This is a genomic window from Chryseobacterium sp. KBW03 (genome assembly GCF_003852415.1).
Lineage (GTDB): Bacteria > Bacteroidota > Bacteroidia > Flavobacteriales > Weeksellaceae > Chryseobacterium > Chryseobacterium viscerum.
The window spans coordinates 566,737-587,498 of record NZ_QAJO01000005.1; the positions used below are offsets into that span (position 1 = coordinate 566,737).

The 20,762-nt window shown below is 36.9% G+C and carries 22 protein-coding genes; 3 read left to right on the forward strand and 19 right to left on the reverse strand.

Annotation, left to right across the window (positions count from 1 at the left end; translation table 11 throughout):
• Window positions 1-909: a 1-aminocyclopropane-1-carboxylate deaminase/D-cysteine desulfhydrase gene (locus DBR39_RS14090; RefSeq protein WP_124534110.1), complete on the reverse strand. Its 909-nt coding sequence runs from the start codon at window positions 907-909 to the stop codon at window positions 1-3.
• A 366-nt stretch (window positions 910-1,275) separates the two neighbouring features.
• Entirely contained in the window at window positions 1,276-1,602 is a 327-nt protein-coding gene (locus tag DBR39_RS14095; RefSeq protein ID WP_124534112.1) for a hypothetical protein, read from the reverse strand.
• A 40-nt stretch (window positions 1,603-1,642) separates the two neighbouring features.
• On the opposite strand from DBR39_RS14095, the gene DBR39_RS14100 reads away from it, so the two are divergent.
• From DBR39_RS14100 to DBR39_RS14110, 3 genes are all read left to right on the forward strand, one after another.
• Complete coding sequence (locus DBR39_RS14100; RefSeq protein WP_089690100.1) at window positions 1,643-1,822, forward strand: DUF5522 domain-containing protein; 180 nt, start codon at window positions 1,643-1,645, stop codon at window positions 1,820-1,822.
• A gap of 5 nt (window positions 1,823-1,827) precedes the next feature.
• On the forward strand, window positions 1,828-2,355 hold the full coding sequence (locus tag DBR39_RS14105) for a DUF4136 domain-containing protein (RefSeq protein WP_124534114.1): 528 nt from the start codon (window positions 1,828-1,830) through the stop codon (window positions 2,353-2,355).
• A gap of 416 nt (window positions 2,356-2,771) precedes the next feature.
• Window positions 2,772-4,562: an endonuclease gene (locus tag DBR39_RS14110; protein ID WP_124534116.1), complete on the forward strand. Its 1,791-nt coding sequence runs from the start codon at window positions 2,772-2,774 to the stop codon at window positions 4,560-4,562.
• A gap of 212 nt (window positions 4,563-4,774) precedes the next feature.
• Here the strand turns inward: DBR39_RS14110 and DBR39_RS14115 are convergent, their stop codons facing one another.
• The 17 genes from DBR39_RS14115 to namA form a co-directional block, all read right to left on the reverse strand.
• Complete coding sequence (locus tag DBR39_RS14115; protein ID WP_124534118.1) at window positions 4,775-5,488, reverse strand: hypothetical protein; 714 nt, start codon at window positions 5,486-5,488, stop codon at window positions 4,775-4,777.
• A gap of 148 nt (window positions 5,489-5,636) precedes the next feature.
• Window positions 5,637-6,014 carry a hypothetical protein gene (locus tag DBR39_RS14120; RefSeq protein WP_124534120.1) on the reverse strand — a complete coding sequence of 126 codons (378 nt, stop codon included), beginning with the start codon at window positions 6,012-6,014 and terminating at the stop codon, window positions 5,637-5,639.
• Complete coding sequence (locus DBR39_RS14125; RefSeq protein WP_124534122.1) at window positions 5,998-6,558, reverse strand: LemA family protein; 561 nt, start codon at window positions 6,556-6,558, stop codon at window positions 5,998-6,000. Before DBR39_RS14125 ends, DBR39_RS14120 begins: the two co-directional genes overlap by 17 nt.
• Window positions 6,558-7,340, reverse strand: coding sequence for a hypothetical protein (locus DBR39_RS14130; protein ID WP_124534124.1), 783 nt, complete (start codon window positions 7,338-7,340; stop codon window positions 6,558-6,560). Before DBR39_RS14130 ends, DBR39_RS14125 begins: the two co-directional genes overlap by 1 nt.
• 74 nt (window positions 7,341-7,414) lie before the next feature.
• Window positions 7,415-8,065, reverse strand: a complete 651-nt coding sequence (locus tag DBR39_RS14135; protein ID WP_124534126.1) for a hypothetical protein — start codon at window positions 8,063-8,065, stop codon at window positions 7,415-7,417.
• A 71-nt stretch (window positions 8,066-8,136) separates the two neighbouring features.
• A complete protein-coding gene (locus tag DBR39_RS14140; protein WP_124534128.1) occupies window positions 8,137-8,790 on the reverse strand; it encodes a hypothetical protein in 654 nt (217 codons plus the stop codon).
• Between the two features lie 9 nt (window positions 8,791-8,799).
• Complete coding sequence (locus tag DBR39_RS14145) at window positions 8,800-9,615, reverse strand: hypothetical protein (protein WP_228447838.1); 816 nt, start codon at window positions 9,613-9,615, stop codon at window positions 8,800-8,802.
• A gap of 8 nt (window positions 9,616-9,623) precedes the next feature.
• Complete coding sequence (locus DBR39_RS14150; protein WP_124534130.1) at window positions 9,624-12,284, reverse strand: OmpA family protein; 2,661 nt, start codon at window positions 12,282-12,284, stop codon at window positions 9,624-9,626.
• A 10-nt stretch (window positions 12,285-12,294) separates the two neighbouring features.
• The gene (locus tag DBR39_RS14155) at window positions 12,295-12,783 is read right to left on the reverse strand and encodes a DUF4280 domain-containing protein (protein WP_124534132.1); all 489 of its coding nucleotides are present in this window, start codon (window positions 12,781-12,783) and stop codon (window positions 12,295-12,297) included.
• A gap of 29 nt (window positions 12,784-12,812) precedes the next feature.
• Window positions 12,813-13,856: a LysM peptidoglycan-binding domain-containing protein gene (locus DBR39_RS14160; RefSeq protein WP_124534134.1), complete on the reverse strand. Its 1,044-nt coding sequence runs from the start codon at window positions 13,854-13,856 to the stop codon at window positions 12,813-12,815.
• A gap of 43 nt (window positions 13,857-13,899) precedes the next feature.
• Window positions 13,900-15,315 carry a T6SS phospholipase effector Tle1-like catalytic domain-containing protein gene (locus tag DBR39_RS14165; RefSeq protein ID WP_124534136.1) on the reverse strand — a complete coding sequence of 472 codons (1,416 nt, stop codon included), beginning with the start codon at window positions 15,313-15,315 and terminating at the stop codon, window positions 13,900-13,902.
• 34 nt (window positions 15,316-15,349) lie between these two features.
• Complete coding sequence (locus DBR39_RS14170) at window positions 15,350-16,324, reverse strand: DUF2931 family protein (protein ID WP_262697075.1); 975 nt, start codon at window positions 16,322-16,324, stop codon at window positions 15,350-15,352.
• A gap of 61 nt (window positions 16,325-16,385) precedes the next feature.
• Entirely contained in the window at window positions 16,386-16,556 is a 171-nt protein-coding gene (locus DBR39_RS24265) for a hypothetical protein (protein ID WP_153816338.1), read from the reverse strand.
• Window position 16,557: 1 nt separating this feature from the next.
• Window positions 16,558-18,489, reverse strand: a complete 1,932-nt coding sequence (locus DBR39_RS14175) for a type VI secretion system Vgr family protein (protein WP_124534140.1) — start codon at window positions 18,487-18,489, stop codon at window positions 16,558-16,560.
• A gap of 148 nt (window positions 18,490-18,637) precedes the next feature.
• The gene (gene tssD, locus DBR39_RS14180; protein WP_124534142.1) at window positions 18,638-19,042 is read right to left on the reverse strand and encodes a type VI secretion system tube protein TssD; all 405 of its coding nucleotides are present in this window, start codon (window positions 19,040-19,042) and stop codon (window positions 18,638-18,640) included.
• A 281-nt stretch (window positions 19,043-19,323) separates the two neighbouring features.
• Entirely contained in the window at window positions 19,324-19,602 is a 279-nt protein-coding gene (locus tag DBR39_RS14185) for a DUF2752 domain-containing protein (protein ID WP_124534144.1), read from the reverse strand.
• Between the two features lie 27 nt (window positions 19,603-19,629).
• Window positions 19,630-20,682, reverse strand: coding sequence for an NADPH dehydrogenase NamA (namA, locus tag DBR39_RS14190; protein ID WP_124534146.1), 1,053 nt, complete (start codon window positions 20,680-20,682; stop codon window positions 19,630-19,632).
• Window positions 20,683-20,762: the final 80 nt, after the last annotated feature.

A 20,762-nucleotide genomic window follows, 5' to 3' on the forward strand; every position in this document is an offset into this window, starting at 1 on the left:
TTATATAATTAAATTTCTGTTCTGTTTTTCTAAAAGCAGATTAGCCCCCTCAATTCCCTGCAATCCACCTGTGTGAAAGCATAAAATCCTGCTGTTCTCAGGAAAAAAATCTTCATCTATCAGTTCAAAAACTTTCTCCATCATTTTTCCTGTATAAATCGGTTCTAAAGGAATACCATATTTCTCTTTGAAATCATTGATAAAACGGATGTTTCCATCATTTATTTTACCATAACCTCCAAAACATGAATCTATTAGATTAAAATTCTGTCTCAAAGTTAATTCAAAAATTTTATTTTCAAGTGAAGCATCATCTACCACCTTACATCCTATAACTTTCTGATTGTCTTCACAAAATTTTGAAATTCCTGCAATGGTTCCTCCGGTTCCCACTGCGGTGCAAAGATAGTCAAAATCTTTTGTTTGTTCGTTGAGCATCATTTTCACCCCTTCTACAGCCTCTTCATTGGTGCCTCCTTCGGGGACTATTAATGCTTCGGGAAACTCCTGCTGAAGGAATTCTGTCAGTTTTTCTTTGTGTCTGTATTCTTCCCGGGTGACAAATTTCAGGTTCATGCCATTTCTTTTGGCAAAAAGTAAGGTAGGATTGTCACGCCACTTATCTTGCAGTTCTTCTCCCCGGATGATTCCCAATGTTGGAATACCTGCTAAGTTTCCTACTGCTGAGACTGCTGCTATATGATTGGAAAAAGCCCCACCAAAGGTAATAATGTAAGGTCTCTCAGAATTTTTTTCCAGATAGTGATTCACATTATAAAAGAGCTTCCAGTATTTATTGCCTGAAATCAGCGGATGAATCTGGTCTTCCCTTTTAATGAAAAGTCTTACATTTTTATGAATGAAAATTTCCTGAATGGGAATAGGCTCTTGGGGAAGTTGTAATAGCATTTCAGTTTTGACTACTCAAGGTTTATTGTTTGCAAAAGTAGGAAAAGATTTAGTGTTGTGTAGAGTTCTTATTTTTATGAGCTCTCGCTCATTGAGTTTTTCCCGCAGATGAAACAGATTTTCGCAGATGATTTTATTTGATAATGTACGAATTTCGTGTGATGAGGAGTATTAATTTTTTAAGTTTTGGCTAAAGCCAGATGCATTTTGATTGATTTGATAAGTGGGCTAAAGCCCACCCCTATTGAATATTAAATGTTGAATATTGAAAATTATAGTCTAAAATATGAAATCCAAAAACCAAGTTCCAAAGCCTTGAATCCCGAATCCCCGAAGCTCGAAACGCAAAACTCATCATTCGCAACTTTACAGATATTTTCTAAAGTTCCAGAACTTTCTTTTTTTAAGGTAGCTCAGGTTCTTTTCATTGGTATAAGCTTCTCTTTCAAATGAAATCCTTCTGTAGGCAAGATAACCGTCTTTGAGTTTGAAGAACCAATAGTAATATTCAATAACATAGAAAATATAAAAGAAAATGATGAGCATTTCCAATTGTTGCTGTAAATGGATTTTTTCGTGATTGATCAATACATTATTTTCCTTATCTTCGGGTTTCCTAATGAAGATAAAGGGAAAGAGAGCAATGCCATTAATTTTTAATTTTTTTAAAGGCTTTTGGCATACAATTATCATAGTAACAAATATAAAAAGTTTTTTGACAAGCATTTAACTTATGGCCCATTATGACATCAAAGAAGGTGAAGACTTCTACTATAATGAACAGGGGTACAAAGTTTTTACAGAAAAATTTCATCTGAAAAGAGGTCATTGCTGTAAAAGCGGTTGCAGACACTGTCCTTACGGGTACGATAAAAAGACTGATACATTCATTAAAAGCGATAAAAAAAAATAAATAAAATGAAAAAATATATTTTTATTTTGTTGGCGTCTGCTACATTAGGTTTAACTTCTTGTAGCCCTTTTCAGGTACGTTCAGATTATGCTGAAACAGCCAATTTCAATTCTTACAAAACCTATAAAATAAGAATTGATGATCTAAAATTGAATGATATTGATAAAGACAGAGTGCTGAATGAACTGTCGAGACAGCTTCAGAGCAAAGGATTACAGTCCGGAGAAAACCCTGATCTAATTATCAACGTAAAAGCGAATCATAAAAAGGTTACAGATATTAATTCCTCTACACCTTACGGAATGTGGGGATGGGGCGGACCATTCGGATGGGGCGTTGGCATGAACAGAACATGGACAACGAATTATAATGAAGGAGCACTGATTGTTGACCTGATTGATGCAAAAAGCAATAAATTGGTTTGGCAGGGTATCGGAAGCGGAATTTCTGTAGATTCTCCAAAAGCAAAACAGAGACAAATTCCTGAAATTATGGCTGAGATTATGAAAAATTATCCGCCACAAAGAAAGTAAAATTAAGTCATCCATTATATAAGCCGGTACGTTTTGTACCGGCTTTTTTTATGGTTTATGCTTTCCCACAGATGACATAGATTTTCACAGATGATTGTCAAATATGATCTTTTATTCTTTAAGTTTTGGCTAAAGCCGAATGAAAATTGTTTTTATTGTAAATCGAAACCGGGCTAAAGCCCGGTCCTATTGATGGAATAAAGAAACGCTGATATTTAATCACAAAATAATTCATAATTCATAATTCATAATTCATAATTCATAATTCATAATTCATAATTCATAATTCATAATTCATAATTCATAATTCATAATTCTTCCCTCATTACTTCTTACATGCAGTGCATTTTAAAATTAACGATTCCTTAATTTTTTATTCACAAAAATGTGGTAATCTTGTTGAAACTTGTATTGATATGAAAAAAATCATCTTATTTTCAGTATTTGCAGGACTTGCCCATGCACAGGCTCCTGCAGGATACTACAATTCTGCGAATGGACTGAGTGGTGCAGCGCTGAAAACTTCATTAAGCAGTATCATCACCAGCGGTCACCAGGATAAAGGCTACAATGGGTTGTGGACCGCCTATAAAACCACAGATATTGATAAGGATTATGAAAATGACGGTTCTATCCTAGATATTTATTCTGAAAAACCTTCAGGAACTGATCCTTACAAATATACTCCGGGAACCAACCAATGTGGTACCTATTCTACGGAAGGAAATTGCTATAACAGAGAGCATATTATTCCCCAAAGTCTCTTTAATGAAGCTTCCCCAATGGTTTCTGACATTAATTTCATCAGGGCTACGGATGGAAAGGTAAACGGAATGAGAAGCAATTATCCCTTCGGAAAGGTTGGAAGTGCTTCTTTCACCTCAAAGAACGGTTCAAAACTTGGAACTTCAGCTTCTTCAGGATATTCGGGGACCGTTTTTGAGCCGATTGACGAGTTTAAAGGAGATGTAGCCCGTATGATTTTCTATTTTGTAACCCGCTATCAAAGCAAGCTTTCTAGTTTTTCATCGGGAGATATGTTGGGAAGCTCTGCTTTCCCGGGATTGCAGACATGGGAACTGAATGTTTTGCTGGCTTGGCACAATCAGGATCCTGTTTCTCAGGCTGAGATCAAAAGAAATAATGCTTCTTATACTTATCAGGGGAATAGAAATCCATTTATTGATAATCCTAATTACGCTAATCTTATCTGGGGCTCTCAGCAGCCTTCAAGCGACACTCAGGCTCCTACCACAGCGACAGGACTGAATGTTTCAGGAAAAACGTCCAGCAGCATTTCTCTTGCATGGAATGCTTCTACAGATAATGTAGGCGTTACCGCTTATAACGTCTATATGAACGGAAGCCTGAAAACTACAGTAAGCTCTACTTCTACAACTATTTCAGGGCTTACTCCTTCAACTTCCTACAGCTTTTATGTTGTAGCAAAGGATGCGGCAGGAAATTCTTCATCGAACAGTTCTACCGTTTCCGGGACTACCAATGCCGGAACGACGACTCCGGCTACCAATTGTGCCAATGAAAGTTTTGAAACCATTCCTGCAGCCAGCGCTACTTATTCCAGCAGAACCTGGAGTAACGGAGGGATCTCATGGACTGCAACGGATGCAAGAACTGACCAAACTCTCAATAATAAAGCGATTACAGTAAGAAGCGGTTCTTTAACTTCTGGCAATTCTGCCAATGGTATTGGATCTCTGACGGTAACTACACAACTTAAGTTTACAGGGAGTAATGATACTTTTGATGTAAAAGTGAATGGAACAAGTGTAGGAACGATTCCTTACAGTGCTTCAGCAGCAACTACAACTATCAACAATATCAATATTTCCGGAAATGTAATGATAAGCCTGGTGAACAATTCAACAAGTAACAGAGTTGCTATTGATGATCTTTCATGGACCTGTTATTCCGGATCAACGGCAAGAATGGTTCAAAGTACGGCTTCGGAAACAACTTCTAACAGCTTTAAAATCTCACCCAATCCAATTACCAATCAGGAAATTTTTGTAAAAGGGGATCTTCAGAAGGTAAAAAAAGCGGAGATTTATAATCTTCAGGGGAAGGTGCTTCAGACCATTGATCAGCCTTTCAGAAGTGGAAATTCTATCAAAACAAGAAATCTTGGGCAGGGAATTTATATTTTGAAACTGGATCAGACTACAATACAGTTTTTAGTAAAATAATTCAAATATTCATTTAATATAAAATGGCTGGTCTTCTATGAAAACCAGCCATTTTTCTTTTTGAAACTCTCGCAGATTTTGCGGACTGAGCGGATGTTTTTTAACGCAAAAGTTTTATTTTCTTATGCCTTATTTTTAGAGAGCACAGAGAAATCAGCTGGCTGATTTGACTAAGCGGATGTCTTAATTTTTTTTGTTGCTTTTATCTTAATTCAATGAATTTTATCCAGATCGGGATACCCTGATCCTTTCAGGAGGTCTTTCCATTCTTTATTTCTGAATACAAAGAGATTGCAGCGGTATTCGTCTGGTCTGTTATCTATTTTGGTTTCGCAATAGTAATAGAGCATGTCTTTGTTTCTCCAGATCGCTACTTCCTGTGTGAGTTTATTATGTGTCTGGATGATCTCATTATCTTTAACTTCTGATTCAAAACCTTCATGGATGGTATCAAAACTAGGTTTCTGCAATGTTTTGTTTAAATTATCCAAGAGTGCTGTCTTTTGTTGTTCTGTATAAATATCAAGCTGATACATTCCCAGTTCATCTTCTTTTTCATTGGCAAGAGGACCTATTTCATGATCTACTTTTCCGAAGTGTAAAATTACTTTATTGGTATTTTTATTATTCTTCCCTTCCAGATCTATTCCGTTGAAGTGTAACAGTTCTTTTGAGGAAAAAGCCAGTTTTTCATTTCCTATCAGGGTAACTTCATTGGTACGTACAGCTTCTTTTGCTGTGGCTCCGGCAGATTTTAAAATTTCATTGATGTTTTCTCCAACAGCAATTTTGGCAAGATTAAAGGGTTCTGTCTGAGTACTGCCTTGCGTTTCAATCAAAGACTCAGTATCTTTATTTTTCTGATGGCCGCATGAAGCAAGCGTCCAACAGATCATTGGTATTAGAATATTTCTTAATCTTTTCATAATGTTAGTGTTAGTATCAGTTTATCAATAATAAAACAAAAAAATGATTCAAGTATCCGGAAAGGATTTTTTATTTGTCTTGTCCTATTTTAACTACCTTTATTTAATTCATATACTTATCCTGAGGGGTAGATATTTTAATTCAAAATTACTGATTTTGTTTTTCTTTTATGATCTTGGACCAATCTTTAAACATCTTGGTAATGGTATTGGCATTGATTAAACTGAAAATAAACATTCCCGTGAAGACCGTAAGCCAGCAGTAAGCCAGTTTCACGCCGTTTTTATCTGTGATAAAGAAAAGTACAAATATGGTAATAGCTCCCAATACAAATGTAAAAAGCAGGGTATACAGCAGTACATGAATGATGTACATATTGAATTTAAGCTTTCTGAAGATCCAGCCTATCAATGCAATCGGAATAACCAACAAAACCGGCAGGAGCATAGCTCCGAAAATGGTGACTTCCGGGTAATCTGTTATTCTATCTTCTAATCCGAAAAAGGTATTAAAACTGAACTCCATTATATTGTTTTTCAGCATCTGTTATCTCAAGTAATGTTTTGTCTTTATATGCAAGCATTTTTGCCAGTATAACATTTGGAAATTCATGAATTCCTATATTATAAAGGTTAACGCTATCATTAAAAAATTCTCTCCTGTCCGCTATTCTGTTCTCCAGTTCGGAGACTCTTTTCTGCAGCTCAAGAAAATTATGATTAGATTTCAGCTCGGGATAGTTCTCAGAAACGGCAAAGAAGGATGATAAAGCTTTTGAAGTTTCATTTGCCAAGGCTGTCCTTTGGTCTGCATCTGTAGTGTTGTTATAAAAAGTTCTGAGCTCCGTAAGGCGGGTAAGGAGCTTTTCCTCGTAGTTCATAAAGTGTTTGGCTACAGTGACCAGATTGGGGATTTCATCTGCCTGCTGCTTCAGCACCACATCAATATTTCCATATGCTTTTTCAACGTTAAATTTGAGCATAACCAATTTGTTATACAGATTGATAAAAAAGCTGATGATAACAACTCCCAACAGGATAAGTAGTATAATTGCAACGGTCTGATTCATTATTGTATGAGTATATAAATAATTATTAAAAGGATAATGGAGCAGGTAAACACAAATGACCTCAGCAGCGGCTGATACTTATTCCAAACGGTGATTCCTGATGCTGAAGTAATCCCAAGGATTTTATAATAATCATCTTTTCTTATGAAAGGAACTCCGTTTTTAGAATCTGTATATCCAACCAACAGCATTTTCTGACCATCCTTCAAAAGAGTTTCTGTATATCTTTTGCTGCCATGGCTGCTTATATTGGTTTCTCCCAGCAAAACAAGCTCAATTCCATCAGGTTCTACTTCTATGGCTCCTGTATCATCTTTTATATGAAAAACATTACATTGTGTCTCCCGGTGAACTGTGCGGTATGTTTCTTTACCGTCAGAATCTCTGTCTATATTTTCAATAGTATAATAATATCCGATACAAACTTCATTTTTCACCGGTGAAAATAAAGGATTCTTCATTATTAAAGTTCCTTCAACCTCTACCAACCCCTTGGCTACTGAATGTATCTTTGATGTTGGAAGGGATGACTGTAAACGTAAAAACCGTTTAGCAGCATTAGGTTTCATTAAAGCAATAAAGATGAGTACAAAAATCAATAGAGGAATAAAAATTATTGCCTTTTCTGCATAGCTGTCATAATTATTGGCAATTTCAAAAGCATATTCATGCAGCGGCATTTTTTCTTTGAAAATAATCCACAGTATAAAATAAACAAAGCATACGGCTATTATTCCTAAAATGATATATGCGATGTATGGTCTTTCTTTTTTTATTCCCATCTGTTCTGTTCTCAAGTCCAAGTAAAAATATCTGAGCGTTTATTCTTCTATTTTCACTTTTTTCTCAATGACTTTTAGTTCATGTATTTATACCACGGAGAAGCTGGAGGTGTTGGATATTTCAATCCAAATACGGCATTATTACGATATGCGTCTTTCGTAACGGAAATGTATTTATTTCTTATTTTCCCATCATCTTCAATAGAGATACTTAGTATAGAATAGTTTTTCCCATCATCCCAGAAGAAAGAGGTAGGATATGTAAAGGAATTTTTCTCATTTTGGTTCCATGACACTTTTTCCGGAGACAGTTTTTTAAGCTTTTCAAAAACCGGTTTTACCAGTTTGGCATCTACAGTTGCTTTATCTGTAATAGAAGCTGTAGGATTCCCATGTTTTTTTATTATTTTTTCCACAAATTCCAAAGAGTATTTTTCGGCAGCATTGGTATCGAGAGCCCCTACTTTTCCTTTGTATACTGTAATCCTTGTACCCATTGTATTATCTAATGGGATATTTCCGTAGGTCATTCCTTTGTTTTCATCAGCATAATATTGAATGATATCGGTTTTTGTGGCATCTTTCATAAATAAGTCTTTGTTTTCAAAATCATACTTTTTTGCATCATCGCCTAAGGAAACTGACGACAGGTCAAATGATTTATTTCCACAACAGATATTGATCAATACTACAAAAATCAATACCAGCACTCTTGCTTTTTTCATAATACTTTATATTTTGATGATTACTATAATTTGTTATCCTTTTGATAAGCTGCTTTTTTTAAAAATATTTTTTATGATTTCAAATATATGAATACTATACAGGAAATATTAATGAAAATAAGTAATAATGCAAGCCGGACGGACCAGCTCATTCTTTTTTTCATAGGATATGATGTTGTGTAGGTAGAAATTAAAGAAGCAAAAAATGCAGCAAATCCTGTGAAAATACAACCTGCAGCAAACATCACCCAATCCAGCTGAAGAACATTAGTACTTTCTTCACCTGCTTTATCTGTTATCTTTAGTTTCTGTCCCATAGAAGGTGGATTATCACTTGTAATATCTAGTGTTTTTATCACTTTTTTCCCATTGTTATCTGTATATTCTACTTTTGGAAAAAAAATCACTTTATCTCTATAAGTAGAGTTTGAAAAGCTTTTAAACTTCGTTATTTCTTTTTTATATCCCACCACGGTTGCTTCATACTTTGGCTCATCAAAGGTTCTGTAAGCCTTTTCCCAGAAAAAGGTATATGACAGTACGAACGTCATTGCATTTACCGAGATCATGATGATTGAAATGATAAAAAGAAGAAAGCATTTTTCCAGAAGACCTGCTTTTTTTCCTGACTGATCTCTATTTGCAGCAAATTTCGTAAAGATTTTATATCCTTTATACAGAGAGAATATGACAATAATTGTTGTAAAGTATCCTAAAAAAGTCATCTTCAATGATTAAATAATACTGAACCCTTTTTCTTTTGTTCTCATATGAAGCTTCACTTCTAGTTCTATATTGCTTTGTTTTTCAATATCCGGACTTTTGAATTGTAATGGCTGTGAGCCGTCTTTTCTCATCAGTCTTACTAGTTTTCCGTATCCCATTACTTCAAGCTGGAGATCAGTTTCATGGAGTTCTTCGACTTCTAAGTTCTGAGAAAACAGCTGGCTGGCACTCTCTAAAAAGCTTTTTTTTCTTTCTTCCGTATAGTATAAGGCCTGTTCCTGCAATTTCATTTTGTCCTGTGACATTTCCAGATATTTTCCGGCATTATGACTTTGCAATACCGTTCTGATTTGTTTATAATATTGTAAGACATCACTAAAAAGGTCTTCTTTTTTGATGTCTTTCAAATCTACTGAATTTTGCCATCCGTCTAATACAAAAGGAAGTTCAACTTCTATTTCATTTGTGATTTCAAAATGAGGATATTTGATATTGTCACTCAGGCCATCCCATGGTGATTCAAGTTTAGGATGAAAAGTAAACCGGGAAGCCTTCCAGTTATCAAGTTCAGCACAGAAAAAATCAATAGACATCATATCGTCTTCATCCAATACATTTTTTCCTAAACGGGGATACATTTTCCCAGTCACTTTATATTTTCCACTCTGAAGCAATGCCTGATTGATCATGGTATCACCTCCGAACCCTCCTTCCTTTGTTTCGTCTCCGTACCAGTCTATCACAGGCACATCATTTACGTAGATGGTTCCTGAGCAGTACAGTCTTGGATATACAGAATATAATGGTTTTTTGAAATTATGCATACGTCAATTTAAGTTAAATATTTTTTTTCCAGATAGAAAGTTTCTTCTTTTATTGCTTTTTCTTCTACTTTAAAATTACTTTTCCACCAGCCTACTTCTCCTTCTATTTCTACTGAAAGAACTACTCCTGAGAATTTCAGGATCGGCTGTATGAATAATCCTTTAGAATCAGAATCCAGTACAATATCTCCTCCAAAGTAAGAATCGGCTTTTGCAGCGGCTTTAAATGTCATAATCGGTTTCGATTTGGTTCCTTTTACTTTTCCGATCTCGACACTTACACTGAGTTCAATGGTGGCTCCCATTTTTCCTCCAATAGTGGTTTTCCCTTGCATATTGATCCCGTTGATGCTGTCAATTTTCAGGGCGTCTACCATTATCTCCAATTCGCCATAAAATGTTGCTGTAAAGGTCACCGAAGCTCCCAGTTTTTCTAATCCTCCACGGAATTTATTGATAATCCTTGCAGCAGCAGGGTTTCCTGTAGCTCCATAAGAGGCGGCAGCAATAGCGGCTCCAAGAATATCTATGATTACTTCAGCTCCTATGAGGGGTTTAAATCCAAATCCTACTTCACCAATTACGCTGAGTGTATTTCTTTCGTTTACCCTTTCCAGATACCATTTTCCGACGACTGTAAATTTTGGATATCTGACATTGAACCCTACCGGTATTGCTGTTTCTTTTGCTGCACTTTGCGCATAGTTGATTGCATTTTGTACAATATTTACAGCAGTGGCAATCATTCTTGCTACCAGTTTAATTTTATCTGCAAATTCATTGGTAAAGCTTCTCTTTTCTCTCCCGGCATCCCATTCAGCGGATAGGCCAACTCCTATTGAAATCGGAACTTTTCCGGTTTCATTCATTCTCATTCTGTTGTATCCTGCCTGTCTGGATTTTTCCTGATGTTTTGCATAAACAGATCCGGGCGGCATATTGGCAGCTTTATAATTGGAGACATTCACCAGAAACTCAAGAGCAAGTTCCCATTTGATATCAGGATAAGCTTTGATCAGTACCGTAGTTCTTTTTTCATTGCTAAAATATCTGCAGCTATGAACATGCAGATGAAACTGATTCGGGTTGGTTGCTGAAGGCCAGATATATTCTATTGGAAAAGCACTGACTCTTGACAGGTTTGAATATACTCCATAAGTAAATGAAGGAGTTGCAAATGTCTTTACGGTATCTCCTTTATCTATTGCCTGTCCTACATCTACCACCAAGGTTTGCTTTTTATGTTTTCCTTTACTGTCTCTGAAACATTCATTGGTTTGAAAGCCTGTGATATCAATGATCAGATTTTTCTTTGTAGATACACTAGGTGCTGTTACTTCATAATTAACAGTTTGTGCATCATGGGCGTTGAATACAAATGAGATATCTACTCTGCGGTTATTTTCGTAGTCTTTCTCATTTTTGTATTTGATATTATCTCTTCCCATTTTATCATCTGTGGGATCTACTTCTCCTTTTCCTACAGAGATAATCCTTCTGGGATCCAATCCTCCGTCAGCAAAGAATTTCTTTACGACATCAGCTCTTCTTTGTGAAAGTCCTCTGTTGTAATTTTCTTTTCCTATAACGCAGGCATAACCACTGAGATTCATGGTAGCATCTTTATGTTCCAAAAGGAATTTGAGAACATTATTCAATATTGTAACTCCATCTTTATCAATGACTGTAGAATCAAATTTATAAAAGATCGTTCTCTGAATATGTTCCTGTAATGCAGCGGAATGGATCTGTTTTACACCGTTCCCATTGTCAAAGACTTTGACTGTTGTATTGCTGGCTTTTCCGTCCTTCGTTTCATTTTCAGTGATCTTGATGATTTCAAACTTACATGGTTCAAGTCTGACTGAGTTTACATCCGGCTTATATACTTTGGTTGGAGTCTGATTCTGGGCTCCATTGGTATTGGTAGTAGCTATCTTGCTTTTTACATTAAGATAGATGGCATGCAGATCATCACCTAGTTTATCTTTAATATATTCTTTTGAAGCAATATCTTTTACTTTCACATAGAATTCTTCTACATTCTGAATGTTGTCTACAGAAGCCATCCAGGAAAAGGTATTCTCTATTTTTAGATTTACTTCACCGTCTATAACGTCTACATTGTTGTATACATGTACGAGTTTATCTTTTTTTGCAGACTGCTGGTTCCAAAGCTCAATGATAAGGGAATTTCCATTGAGACCTTCTGTCATTAAGTTCAGATGAACGATATGTCCGTAGGAAATATATTCAGTCTTTTTATTGTTTTTGATGCTCTTGCCATTCTTTTGTGTAGACCATTTGCTGCTGACAATTTTAGGTTCACACCAACCTTTTACATATAATCCTGTATTATTTTTAGGATCTCTTACTCCCGAAAGACTGGCTTCTATATAAAAATGATAGCTCCCGCTGTATTGCTTGTCTATTAAAAATTTATATCCGCCCGCAGAAGTCACCTGATTGATGATAATTTTCCTGCTGTTGTTCTGCCTCATCCAGGTAAGAGGTTTCTTTTTGTCTGCCTCTGTGGTATCCGGCAGCCATTCGTCAATACCGAACTGTACCCACTGATCAGGTTTTATCGTAACCCTTTGTCCTGATACGGACATTTTGGGATAATAAACTCCACTTACAACTTTTACTTTTTTAACGCCTTTTGCCATTTTTTATCATTTAGATTGCACTATCCTGCCCTCCTCCTGAAGGCTGCTCCTTATACATTTCCTCGGAATCTACCAACGGATTGATCTGCTGCTGGACATCTTTGTCTGCATTTTTAAAATTCTGCTGGCTGGCTTCCGCACGTTGTCCATGGTCTATAATTTCAATGCATGGGATACCCGCAACGGCACATACGGCCTTGCTGTCTTCTACAATGATATATCCTCCATTGCTGAGCTGTACTTTATCATAGAATTTCTGCCATTCTGTAACCATGATTTTGCAGGGCGGCGGCGGAACTCCCATTTTGGTACAGTTTCCGAATGTATTTTTTTCAAATGTGGCTCCTCCTATTTCTTTGGTCGTAACGATCAGTTTTTTAGAAGCATTTTTATCATTGGCATATTCTTTTTGGTGTGTAAGTACTTTGAGCTTGTCGGGAGCTTGCCCGAACTGGCATTTGCACATGGCTCCCTGTACTACAATATGTTTTTCTGCCATATTAATTTTATCTTTAGTGAAATGGTAATTTAGTTTTCATCAATTCCTGATACTGATACTGAAATCTTTTTTTCTTCCTGCAGCATGATTGTGCATTCCAGATAAAGTGATTCCGGCAATGCGTTTTCTTCTTTCATATAGCCTATTATCCTGAAAAATCCTTCTTCATTCATCACAGATTCATCCTCTATAATCAACGAGAAAGGGGATCTTCTTATAAAGTCATCAGTATCTCTTTCGTCATTTAATTTTCCTGATCCTTCGATGGTGATCAGTCCTGTTTCTCCTTTCAGCGGATCTGTTTCCAGTGTCAATTTATATCTGGGTTCCATCGCATTGTCCACTACCGGAAAGGTTGCTGTCATTTCTGTTCTATAATCCTGTCCGAAACTCTGGTGTATTCCAAAAAACAAAGCACGGATGAAGTAATCATTTTTGAGGTACAGATCAATAGCCTCAGGCTCGCTGATCACTCTTTCTATCTTCCCGCAGTATTCATCTACAGTTTCTCCATCAAATTCTTTATACAATTCTTCTTTAATCCCGGACCATCTTTTGAGAAATACATCCGCATTTTCAACGGCCTCAAATTTTCCCTTCTCATCTGTACTGATCTGTAAAGGATATAAAACCTTAGATGTTCTGTAAGCCAGCAAATCTGCAATTTCATTCACTTCTTCTTCATTAAGATAAAGGTTTGATGTTCTGTCTATCTCAAAAAAGTGAAGTCCTTTTTCCTTTTTCAGCCATCGGACTGAGGTTTCATATTTTAATTCGCTTTTACTTTCTCCTTTTTCAATAGTAATAACGACACTGTATTTTCTCACTGAACCTGCCGGCTGAAGGATAAGACTGTTTCCTCTTCCGAACTTTACCAATCTGCTTTTATCGGTGACGGCTGTTCGTGGTATAAAAAGCTCTTTCTGTCCGTTAAGATTGATCAGGATCATATCCTTAACAGTACAGAGATTGTTGTGGAATAACTTTAAAGCATCTGTATCCAGATTGTAAAGTGCCGCAATACTTTTTAAGGTTTCATCTTTCTGAACGGTATGTATGTTATATTTCTGCATAGAAATGTTCCTGCTTCAATTTCTTTCTTTGTATGATATTCTATTAAAAATGGATAACTCTTTCTCTGTTTGGTCTCGGATCCATACCAATGCCTTCTCTTCTTGCCGACCAGTGAAGATATTCATGGCGAAGCTTTCTTAAATCATCCTGTTCTTTTACTTCTTTCTGGTAAGCAGCATAACGGTCTTCCGGGATTTCGTTTCCTCCATAAGCATCACGCAGTGCTTTAAAATGTTTGAAGGAATAAGGTTTGCCATCTCCCATTACATAAGATCTGAGACGGTCTTTTATTCCTATTAAAAACTGATCATCCAAAATGGAATATTTTTCGTCTGTCAGTTTCTTTATGGTTATAGGAAGATTTTTATCTACACCATATTCCGCCATAAAATGTAAAGGAATATAGCTGAATGTCTTTAGCAGATAGCGCGACCCTCGTAGTGACAGATAAAATCCGGGCGTAATGGTAAGCTGGCCTTTTGCATACCATCCTTCGGTTTCAAGCTCTGTTTTTAATGCTTTTAGTTTGGTACTGGTTGTCCATGAAGTTTCAACTTCTTCCCATGTTTCCTGTCCGTTTTCGTAAGCTCCGCCTACATCACAGTGTACACCGGGGAAGTTTTTTTCAGTTCCAATATGTACTCTTGTCAGGTCAAAATTTTCTCTGTGCTCATCTTCTGCAGTAAAGTGAACTACAGTCTGAGCTTTCCCGATATCATTCAGGCTCAGTTCTTCAACGTCATTGCTGAAATTGGGTACTGGTGAGAGGTATTTTGAATAGGAAGAAACGGTATCGTAAATTCCCAGGAATCTTACTTTTAAAACATCTACTTTTAGTCCGGCTTCTTCGAGTTTAAGACCAAGATGTCCCCATTTTGGAAGTTCTTCTGAACCTACCCCTTTTCCGTCATCATCTGAATAGGTGGTAATGGAAACCGCTTCATTGGCAACTGTGCGGGAAGTGGCTTTATATTTTGCTTTTCCAATTTCGTATACAAAATTGCGGGCAGCAGCAGCTCCACGGCTGAAACCGAATACATCAAAAGTAAGCACGGCAATTTTATCGGCTTTCTTTTCTGCTTTAATGGTTTTCACCTTTTTTACGATTTCTTCACAGCCTTTTCTTACTTTAGATCTAATTCCGGTTTCGCCAGTTCCGAAAGCATATCCCAACGTAGCATCTCCTTCTTTATCCTGTGTACCGATACCTTCTATGTAAATACCGAAGTTTTTATCATAATTATCCCACATACGGGCTACATTACTCCAGTCATTGTTGTAGCTGGTATTGTCTGAAGATTTCCCACCATGTTTTTTATGAGCATCCGTCCCCTTTTTTCTTTCGTCTGTATTGGTTTTATTATTCAGGGTTCCGTCAAAAAAAATCCCAATGGTAATATCCAGTACTTCCTCTTTGGATACAGATGGTGTATAACTTCCAAATTGATTGTTGTGCATAGTTCTCGTTTTTAAATTGACTGATTGAATGCTATCATTCTATCTTTCGGGATACTCTGATTTTTGCTTTGGTAACTGCCAGGTTTTCTTTTCCAGATTCTAAAGACACTAAGATTTTGGTATTGTCTTCGTTTACTTTAATGGTAAGGTCAATATTTTTGTCTTTCCCTAATTTCTGAAACAGGTCAAATATTTCTTTGTCATCAAAAGCGTCTATCCATACTGCATATCTGTTGTTGTTTTTATCTTTCCAGTAAAAACCACAGAATCTTGGTACGGCTCTGCTTTTATAAGTATTCTCTTTTAAGCTCTGGTCAAAAAGATTTTCCTGTTCACCGTTATAATTGGTAAACCCGAAATCTATCCATGTTGCTCCTTCAGGAAGAATCACGGCAGGTTTCCAGTTGTATTTTTCTCTATAGACATTATAAATGTCTGCTGCAGGATAGCCTTCTTTTTCAATTTTCTCTCGAACTTCCGGCTTGAATGTCTTATAAGACGGGTCTTTCAGCATTCTGTCTGCAAATCCTTCTTTCAGCATATACTGAGCGTTATCGTAAGCTTTTTCTTTAGTAATAACAGTATCATGAGCCTGAAAAGCGCCTATTTCTTTCTGGTTTCCTGCGCCTTTCATCCAAAGCACAACTCTTCCTTGTGGGGCTAATCCTACAACAAAAGAGTTGTAAGTAGATTTCTTTTTTGTGTCCTGATCTACAAATCCTTCATCAAAAAGTTTTTTTATCTTTTCTTTATCCAGATTCCATTTTCCGGTATAGAATTTTTTTTCTACCAGAGAATACCATGTAAACTCCAGCTCATGAGGAGCATTCATTCTTTCGGTGGTCACGTTCATGGTGCCGCCTTCTTTACCCCATCCTGTATTCTGTGTTCCCCAGATTGCATCAAAGCTGTAAGTAAAACCATCGGCAACAATAGCTCCTTCATACACTTCCATCGGGTATTCCTGTGGGGCAGAAACGGTTCCCAGCCAACTGTATTTTTCTTCCATTTTTTTATTCTGACAATTCGTTAATGAAAAACACCATATAAAAAGAATCAGCAGGTTGTATTTACTTATGACCATGGGACATAATCTTCTTGTTACTTGCTAAAACCAGATTTTCTTTATGGGCTTCCACATTGATTTTCTTTGCAATTTTCTCCACCTTTTTGCCTACGCTCAGATGATAAGAATCTTTGACTGTAATGCGCAGATTGGTTGCTGTCTTTATGATCGCCATATTAGAAAAGTTTTGATTTTTCAGCACTGTTGAATTCTACGATCTTTCCACTTTGCATGGTCATATTTTCCATTTCGCTGAACATGGAAATTTCACCAGCTATTTCGTTAGATGTTTCAGATTGTCTCTTGAATTCTTTTTCAATCATTTCTGTCCTGGTATCTGAAGTTTCTGTAATATCTCCTGATGCCGTAAGTTTCATATCTTTTCCTGCTATAGAAACAATATTGTCGTTTGCTGTACTCGTAATACTTGCTCCTGCCCCTATTGAAATTTCTTTTCCTGCGGTGATATTGATATTATCGCCTGCATTTAAGGTAAAGTTTTTAGGGGCTTTCATACTGATATTCCCCTGTCCATCCATAAAGTAGGTATTACCACTTGGATCAAGAATCGTTACGCTTCCTTCCTCATCATTCATTAGAATTCTGATTCCGCTTCTGGTCTGTATCGATTTCAGGTGATTGTTAACACCTCCTCCTAAAGCGATACCACCATGGAACATTCCTCCCATTACAAATGGTCTGTCAGGATGACTGTGCACAAAGTTAACCATCACCTGGTCTCCCACTTCAGGAATAGCTACATAGCCTCTGTTTTGGGTAATCTGATCTGTTCCTCCTGCATCAGGACTCATCATACGGATAAAGTGAGTGGTATCGTTGGTCTGCCAGTCAAATCGCACCTGTATTCTTCCCTGTCCCTCCGGATCAGTATTGGAGATTACTGTAGCAGTCTGCGGCTCAGCCTTTGGAATGGTAAATTCTGGTTTTGGAAGAAAGCCTGTATCTGCAGCAATTCCCACGAAGCTTCCATTATAGTGACCAATGGTATCAATCTCATGTTCTACTTCTGTAATCATGATTCTGGTGAAATAAGAGGTTTCGTTAGAATCCTGCTTACGCATCTGTACATCTGCTACACAACCCGGATGCAGGAAAGGAACCGTTGTATTTCCTGAAGTGGAAAAAACATTGACCGCTTCACTTCCCGAAGCACTTTTTTGGGAGTACTCAACGTCTAAGTGGGTAGAAGCTTTGATGGGAGCCATCTGTAAAGCCGGTGTTTTATAAATAGATTCGTTATGACCGTATGCTGTTTTCGCCAGGTCACCTACATGTTTGATTGGCGTTGCACCGGAAGTCAGTTTTTCATTCCTGTTGCTGTTATACCCATAGTATTGCGGCTTGGTGTGTACTGCTTTCAGCTCAACTTTTATATCGTTGGCACTGCTTCCGTAGGTAAGGGTAATGGGTTTATTCTGAGCAGGAAGCTTTCCAAAGTGTAAAACTTCACCATCATAGTAGAACTGTTCTCCGTAAGCCTCAGCCATTCTTGCCAGGTAGTTATAATGGGTTTCATCATACTGGCTGCTGTAGATAATTTGAGAAAAATTATTAGCCTCTACCCTGATATCGAAACGGCTTTTATCAATTCCCTGTTTAATTACTTCTTCTGCAATAATTCCTACGTTAACGGGCTGCGTACCTCCGAAACTCTGAATATGAGGTGCTCCGTCAAGCAGGATTGTAGGACTGTATCCGGTAAGTACAATATTTCCTAAGCTCATTTGTTCCTGGCTGAATCCTACTCCGGTAATTACTCCTACAAAAGTTCTTTCAGGGCTGTTATCTATATCTTTATAGGAAATCACTGCTGTAAGTCTTTTTCCAAGAAACTTATTGGCTTCTTCCAATGAATGGGTCTGCCTGTCTCCCAGAGTATCGTGTGCCAGTGTCAGCGTAAATTCGTGGTGTCTTCTGGTGCTTTGTTTAAGCTTGAAATGTTTATAATATTTGATAATTTTCCCTTCTATGACAAGAGAAAGTTTTACCAAACGGTTGATACCTGTATGATGGTTTTCGGAAATACCATCTGCATTCTGCGTGGGACGAAAAGACGTCGCTTGTGATTTTCCAGGTGTATTTGACATATTTTTTGTGATTTGATTAGTTTTTGTAAACGATTATTCAGCAGGGTGGAAATATACAAGGATAACCCAAGGATCCTGCAGAATATCGTTTAAGGTAAAAAAAGACCGTCTTATAAGGACAGTCTTTTATTTTTTGTTCATGAAAGACTTAGCTCATTGGCCAAAGCCCATCATAGGATGAATTTCCATAGGTAATGCTTTCAGCACTTATGATAAAGCTGATCAGCATACTGTTACTATCGATAGCATCAAAGTCTACTTCATGCTGAATTACATATCCGTTTTCCCACTTCAAATTGATCAATGTTCCTTCTTCGTGAGACTTGTTGAATGTAATCTCTCCGCTTGTAGGTTTATATTTGCTGTTTAATAAGCTTTCTAAAACATCAGATTTTTCTGTTGCTTCAATTGTTACTTTAATCAGTGCGTTTGACGGATCAGATGCTACACGTCCTGAAATGTCTGTAGATCTTGATACGCTGTAGTTAAGCTTTAATAATTTCTGACCTTCTCCTCCATTGAATTTTAAGATTCCTCTTGAATTTCCTGCCATATTCTTAAATTTTAATCATTAACAATTGTTCCCTGCTATAGGATTTATAAAAACAAAGATAGACTTCATGTTCTAATGTAAAAAGTTTTTGAAGCACTGTTTCAGAAATTGTAGTAGTTCTACGACATTTATTAAATTTTCGCAGTAGAAATTAATTTTAGAATTTTAAACTAACTTATTTTATTTTTCATTAAAAATCTTCTACATGACTAATATGTAAAAGGAACTTCTATATCCCATATTATTCAATATATGGTGCCTGGCTTACATTTCTGGCTGCATTAATGATGTTTATACAGATACGCAGTTATCATAATAATAAGATTAACGATTATCATAATCATTAAGATGTTACTGTATTTTCTTTTTTTATCAATAAAGCTCAGCCCAAGGATAAAAAAAAACAGCAATAAGGTATATACCGCAGGATACATCTGAAAAGCCTCAGAAAACTTCCCTTCAAACACCAGGACAATTGCCCTCTGAGCTCCACAACCCAGGCATTCTACTCCAAGGAACTTTTTACTGGGACATGAAAGCATGAAATCTTCGATATTCATTTCTGAAGTTTTAGATTACTCTATTCATTAAGAAGAGATTTTAGCTCTCGTATATTGGTGTGGGAAAAAGCAGTTTTCCTGCATTTCAAAAGATCCCTGAACGGCAATGTATGGATTTCTCAGAATCTCTCTCGCTACAAAAATAAGGTCTGCATCTCCTTTCTGAAGGATTTCCTCTGCCTGCTCCACCTTCGTAATTAATCCTACAGCTCCCGTATTTACAGAAGCTTCATTTCTCACCTGTGATGAAAGCGGAACCTGATAGCCATCAAACACTGAAATTTTCACCCCATGTATATTCCCTCCGCTTGATACATCAACGAGGTCAACAGCATGTTCTTTTAAAACTTTCGCCAATTCAATGCTACTTTCAATATCCCAGCCGTTTTCAGCATATTCTGTTCCGGAAATTCTTACAAAGAGTGCTGTATTTTCATTGAGCTCTTCATTGACTGCATCTACAATTTCAATCAGAAACCTGATTCTGTTTTCAAAACTTCCTCCATATTCATCTGTCCTGATATTGGAAAGCGGCGACAGAAACTGATGAATCAGATATCCATGCGCTCCATGAATTTCAATAATATCAAAGCCTGCTTTCACTGCTCTTCGGGCTGCTGTTTTGAAATGCTGAACCATCTCCTTTACCTCATCCGTGGTCAATACATGCGGAATCCTCTCTGTGGGATGATATGGGATAGGGCTTGGTGCAACAGTTTCCCAGCCTTCTTCAATAGAAATCTGCAGGTTATTCCATGTTGAACCTTTTCTTCCGGCATGCGCCAGCTGGATTCCTATTTTGCTGTCAGAATTTTCATGAACAAACTCTACGATTTTCTGTAGTTTTTCCGCCTGCTCATCATTCCAGATTCCCATGCAGTGATTGGTAATTCTTCCTTTCGGCACTACTCCTGTAGCTTCCACAAACAGTAATCCCGTACCTCCCTGTGCCCGGCTTCCGTAATGAACGAAATGGAAATCATTGGCCATTCCGTTTTCACATGAATACATACACATAGGTGACATTACCCATCTGTTTTTCAACTCTACATTTCTGAATTGTATTGGTGTGTATAACATTTTACTCTTTTAAAAAATTGAACGTATTTACTGGAAGAATAAAATATTGTCCACCTCATTAAAAAGAACTAATTTTACCC

Bases quoted from the DNA above. Each gene is read 5' to 3' on its own strand.
- DBR39_RS14135 (WP_124534126.1), bottom strand. From the start codon at position 8,065: ATGAAAAAAGCAAGAGTGCTGGTATTGATTTTTGTAGTATTGATCAAT.
- DBR39_RS14165 (WP_124534136.1), bottom strand. From the start codon at position 15,315: ATGCACAACAATCAATTTGGAAGTTATACACCATCTGTATCCAAAGAG.
- namA (WP_124534146.1), bottom strand. From the start codon at position 20,682: ATGTTATACACACCAATACAATTCAGAAATGTAGAGTTGAAAAACAGA.
- DBR39_RS14125 (WP_124534122.1), bottom strand. From the start codon at position 6,558: ATGAATCAGACCGTTGCAATTATACTACTTATCCTGTTGGGAGTTGTT.
- DBR39_RS14150 (WP_124534130.1), bottom strand. From the start codon at position 12,284: ATGGCAAAAGGCGTTAAAAAAGTAAAAGTTGTAAGTGGAGTTTATTAT.
- DBR39_RS14145 (WP_228447838.1), bottom strand. From the start codon at position 9,615: ATGCATAATTTCAAAAAACCATTATATTCTGTATATCCAAGACTGTAC.
- DBR39_RS14105 (WP_124534114.1), top strand. From the start codon at position 1,828: ATGAAAAAATATATTTTTATTTTGTTGGCGTCTGCTACATTAGGTTTA.
- DBR39_RS14115 (WP_124534118.1), bottom strand. From the start codon at position 5,488: ATGAAAAGATTAAGAAATATTCTAATACCAATGATCTGTTGGACGCTT.
- DBR39_RS14130 (WP_124534124.1), bottom strand. From the start codon at position 7,340: ATGGGAATAAAAAAAGAAAGACCATACATCGCATATATCATTTTAGGA.
- DBR39_RS14140 (WP_124534128.1), bottom strand. From the start codon at position 8,790: ATGACTTTTTTAGGATACTTTACAACAATTATTGTCATATTCTCTCTG.
- DBR39_RS14100 (WP_089690100.1), top strand. From the start codon at position 1,643: ATGGCCCATTATGACATCAAAGAAGGTGAAGACTTCTACTATAATGAA.
- DBR39_RS14175 (WP_124534140.1), bottom strand. From the start codon at position 18,489: ATGTCAAATACACCTGGAAAATCACAAGCGACGTCTTTTCGTCCCACG.
- DBR39_RS14170 (WP_262697075.1), bottom strand. From the start codon at position 16,324: ATGGAAGAAAAATACAGTTGGCTGGGAACCGTTTCTGCCCCACAGGAA.
- DBR39_RS14155 (WP_124534132.1), bottom strand. From the start codon at position 12,783: ATGGCAGAAAAACATATTGTAGTACAGGGAGCCATGTGCAAATGCCAG.
- DBR39_RS24265 (WP_153816338.1), bottom strand. From the start codon at position 16,556: ATGGCGATCATAAAGACAGCAACCAATCTGCGCATTACAGTCAAAGAT.
- DBR39_RS14090 (WP_124534110.1), bottom strand. From the start codon at position 909: ATGCTATTACAACTTCCCCAAGAGCCTATTCCCATTCAGGAAATTTTC.
- DBR39_RS14160 (WP_124534134.1), bottom strand. From the start codon at position 13,856: ATGCAGAAATATAACATACATACCGTTCAGAAAGATGAAACCTTAAAA.
- DBR39_RS14110 (WP_124534116.1), top strand. From the start codon at position 2,772: ATGAAAAAAATCATCTTATTTTCAGTATTTGCAGGACTTGCCCATGCA.
- DBR39_RS14120 (WP_124534120.1), bottom strand. From the start codon at position 6,014: ATGGAGTTCAGTTTTAATACCTTTTTCGGATTAGAAGATAGAATAACA.
- tssD (WP_124534142.1), bottom strand. From the start codon at position 19,042: ATGGCAGGAAATTCAAGAGGAATCTTAAAATTCAATGGAGGAGAAGGT.
- DBR39_RS14185 (WP_124534144.1), bottom strand. From the start codon at position 19,602: ATGAATATCGAAGATTTCATGCTTTCATGTCCCAGTAAAAAGTTCCTT.
- DBR39_RS14095 (WP_124534112.1), bottom strand. From the start codon at position 1,602: ATGATAATTGTATGCCAAAAGCCTTTAAAAAAATTAAAAATTAATGGC.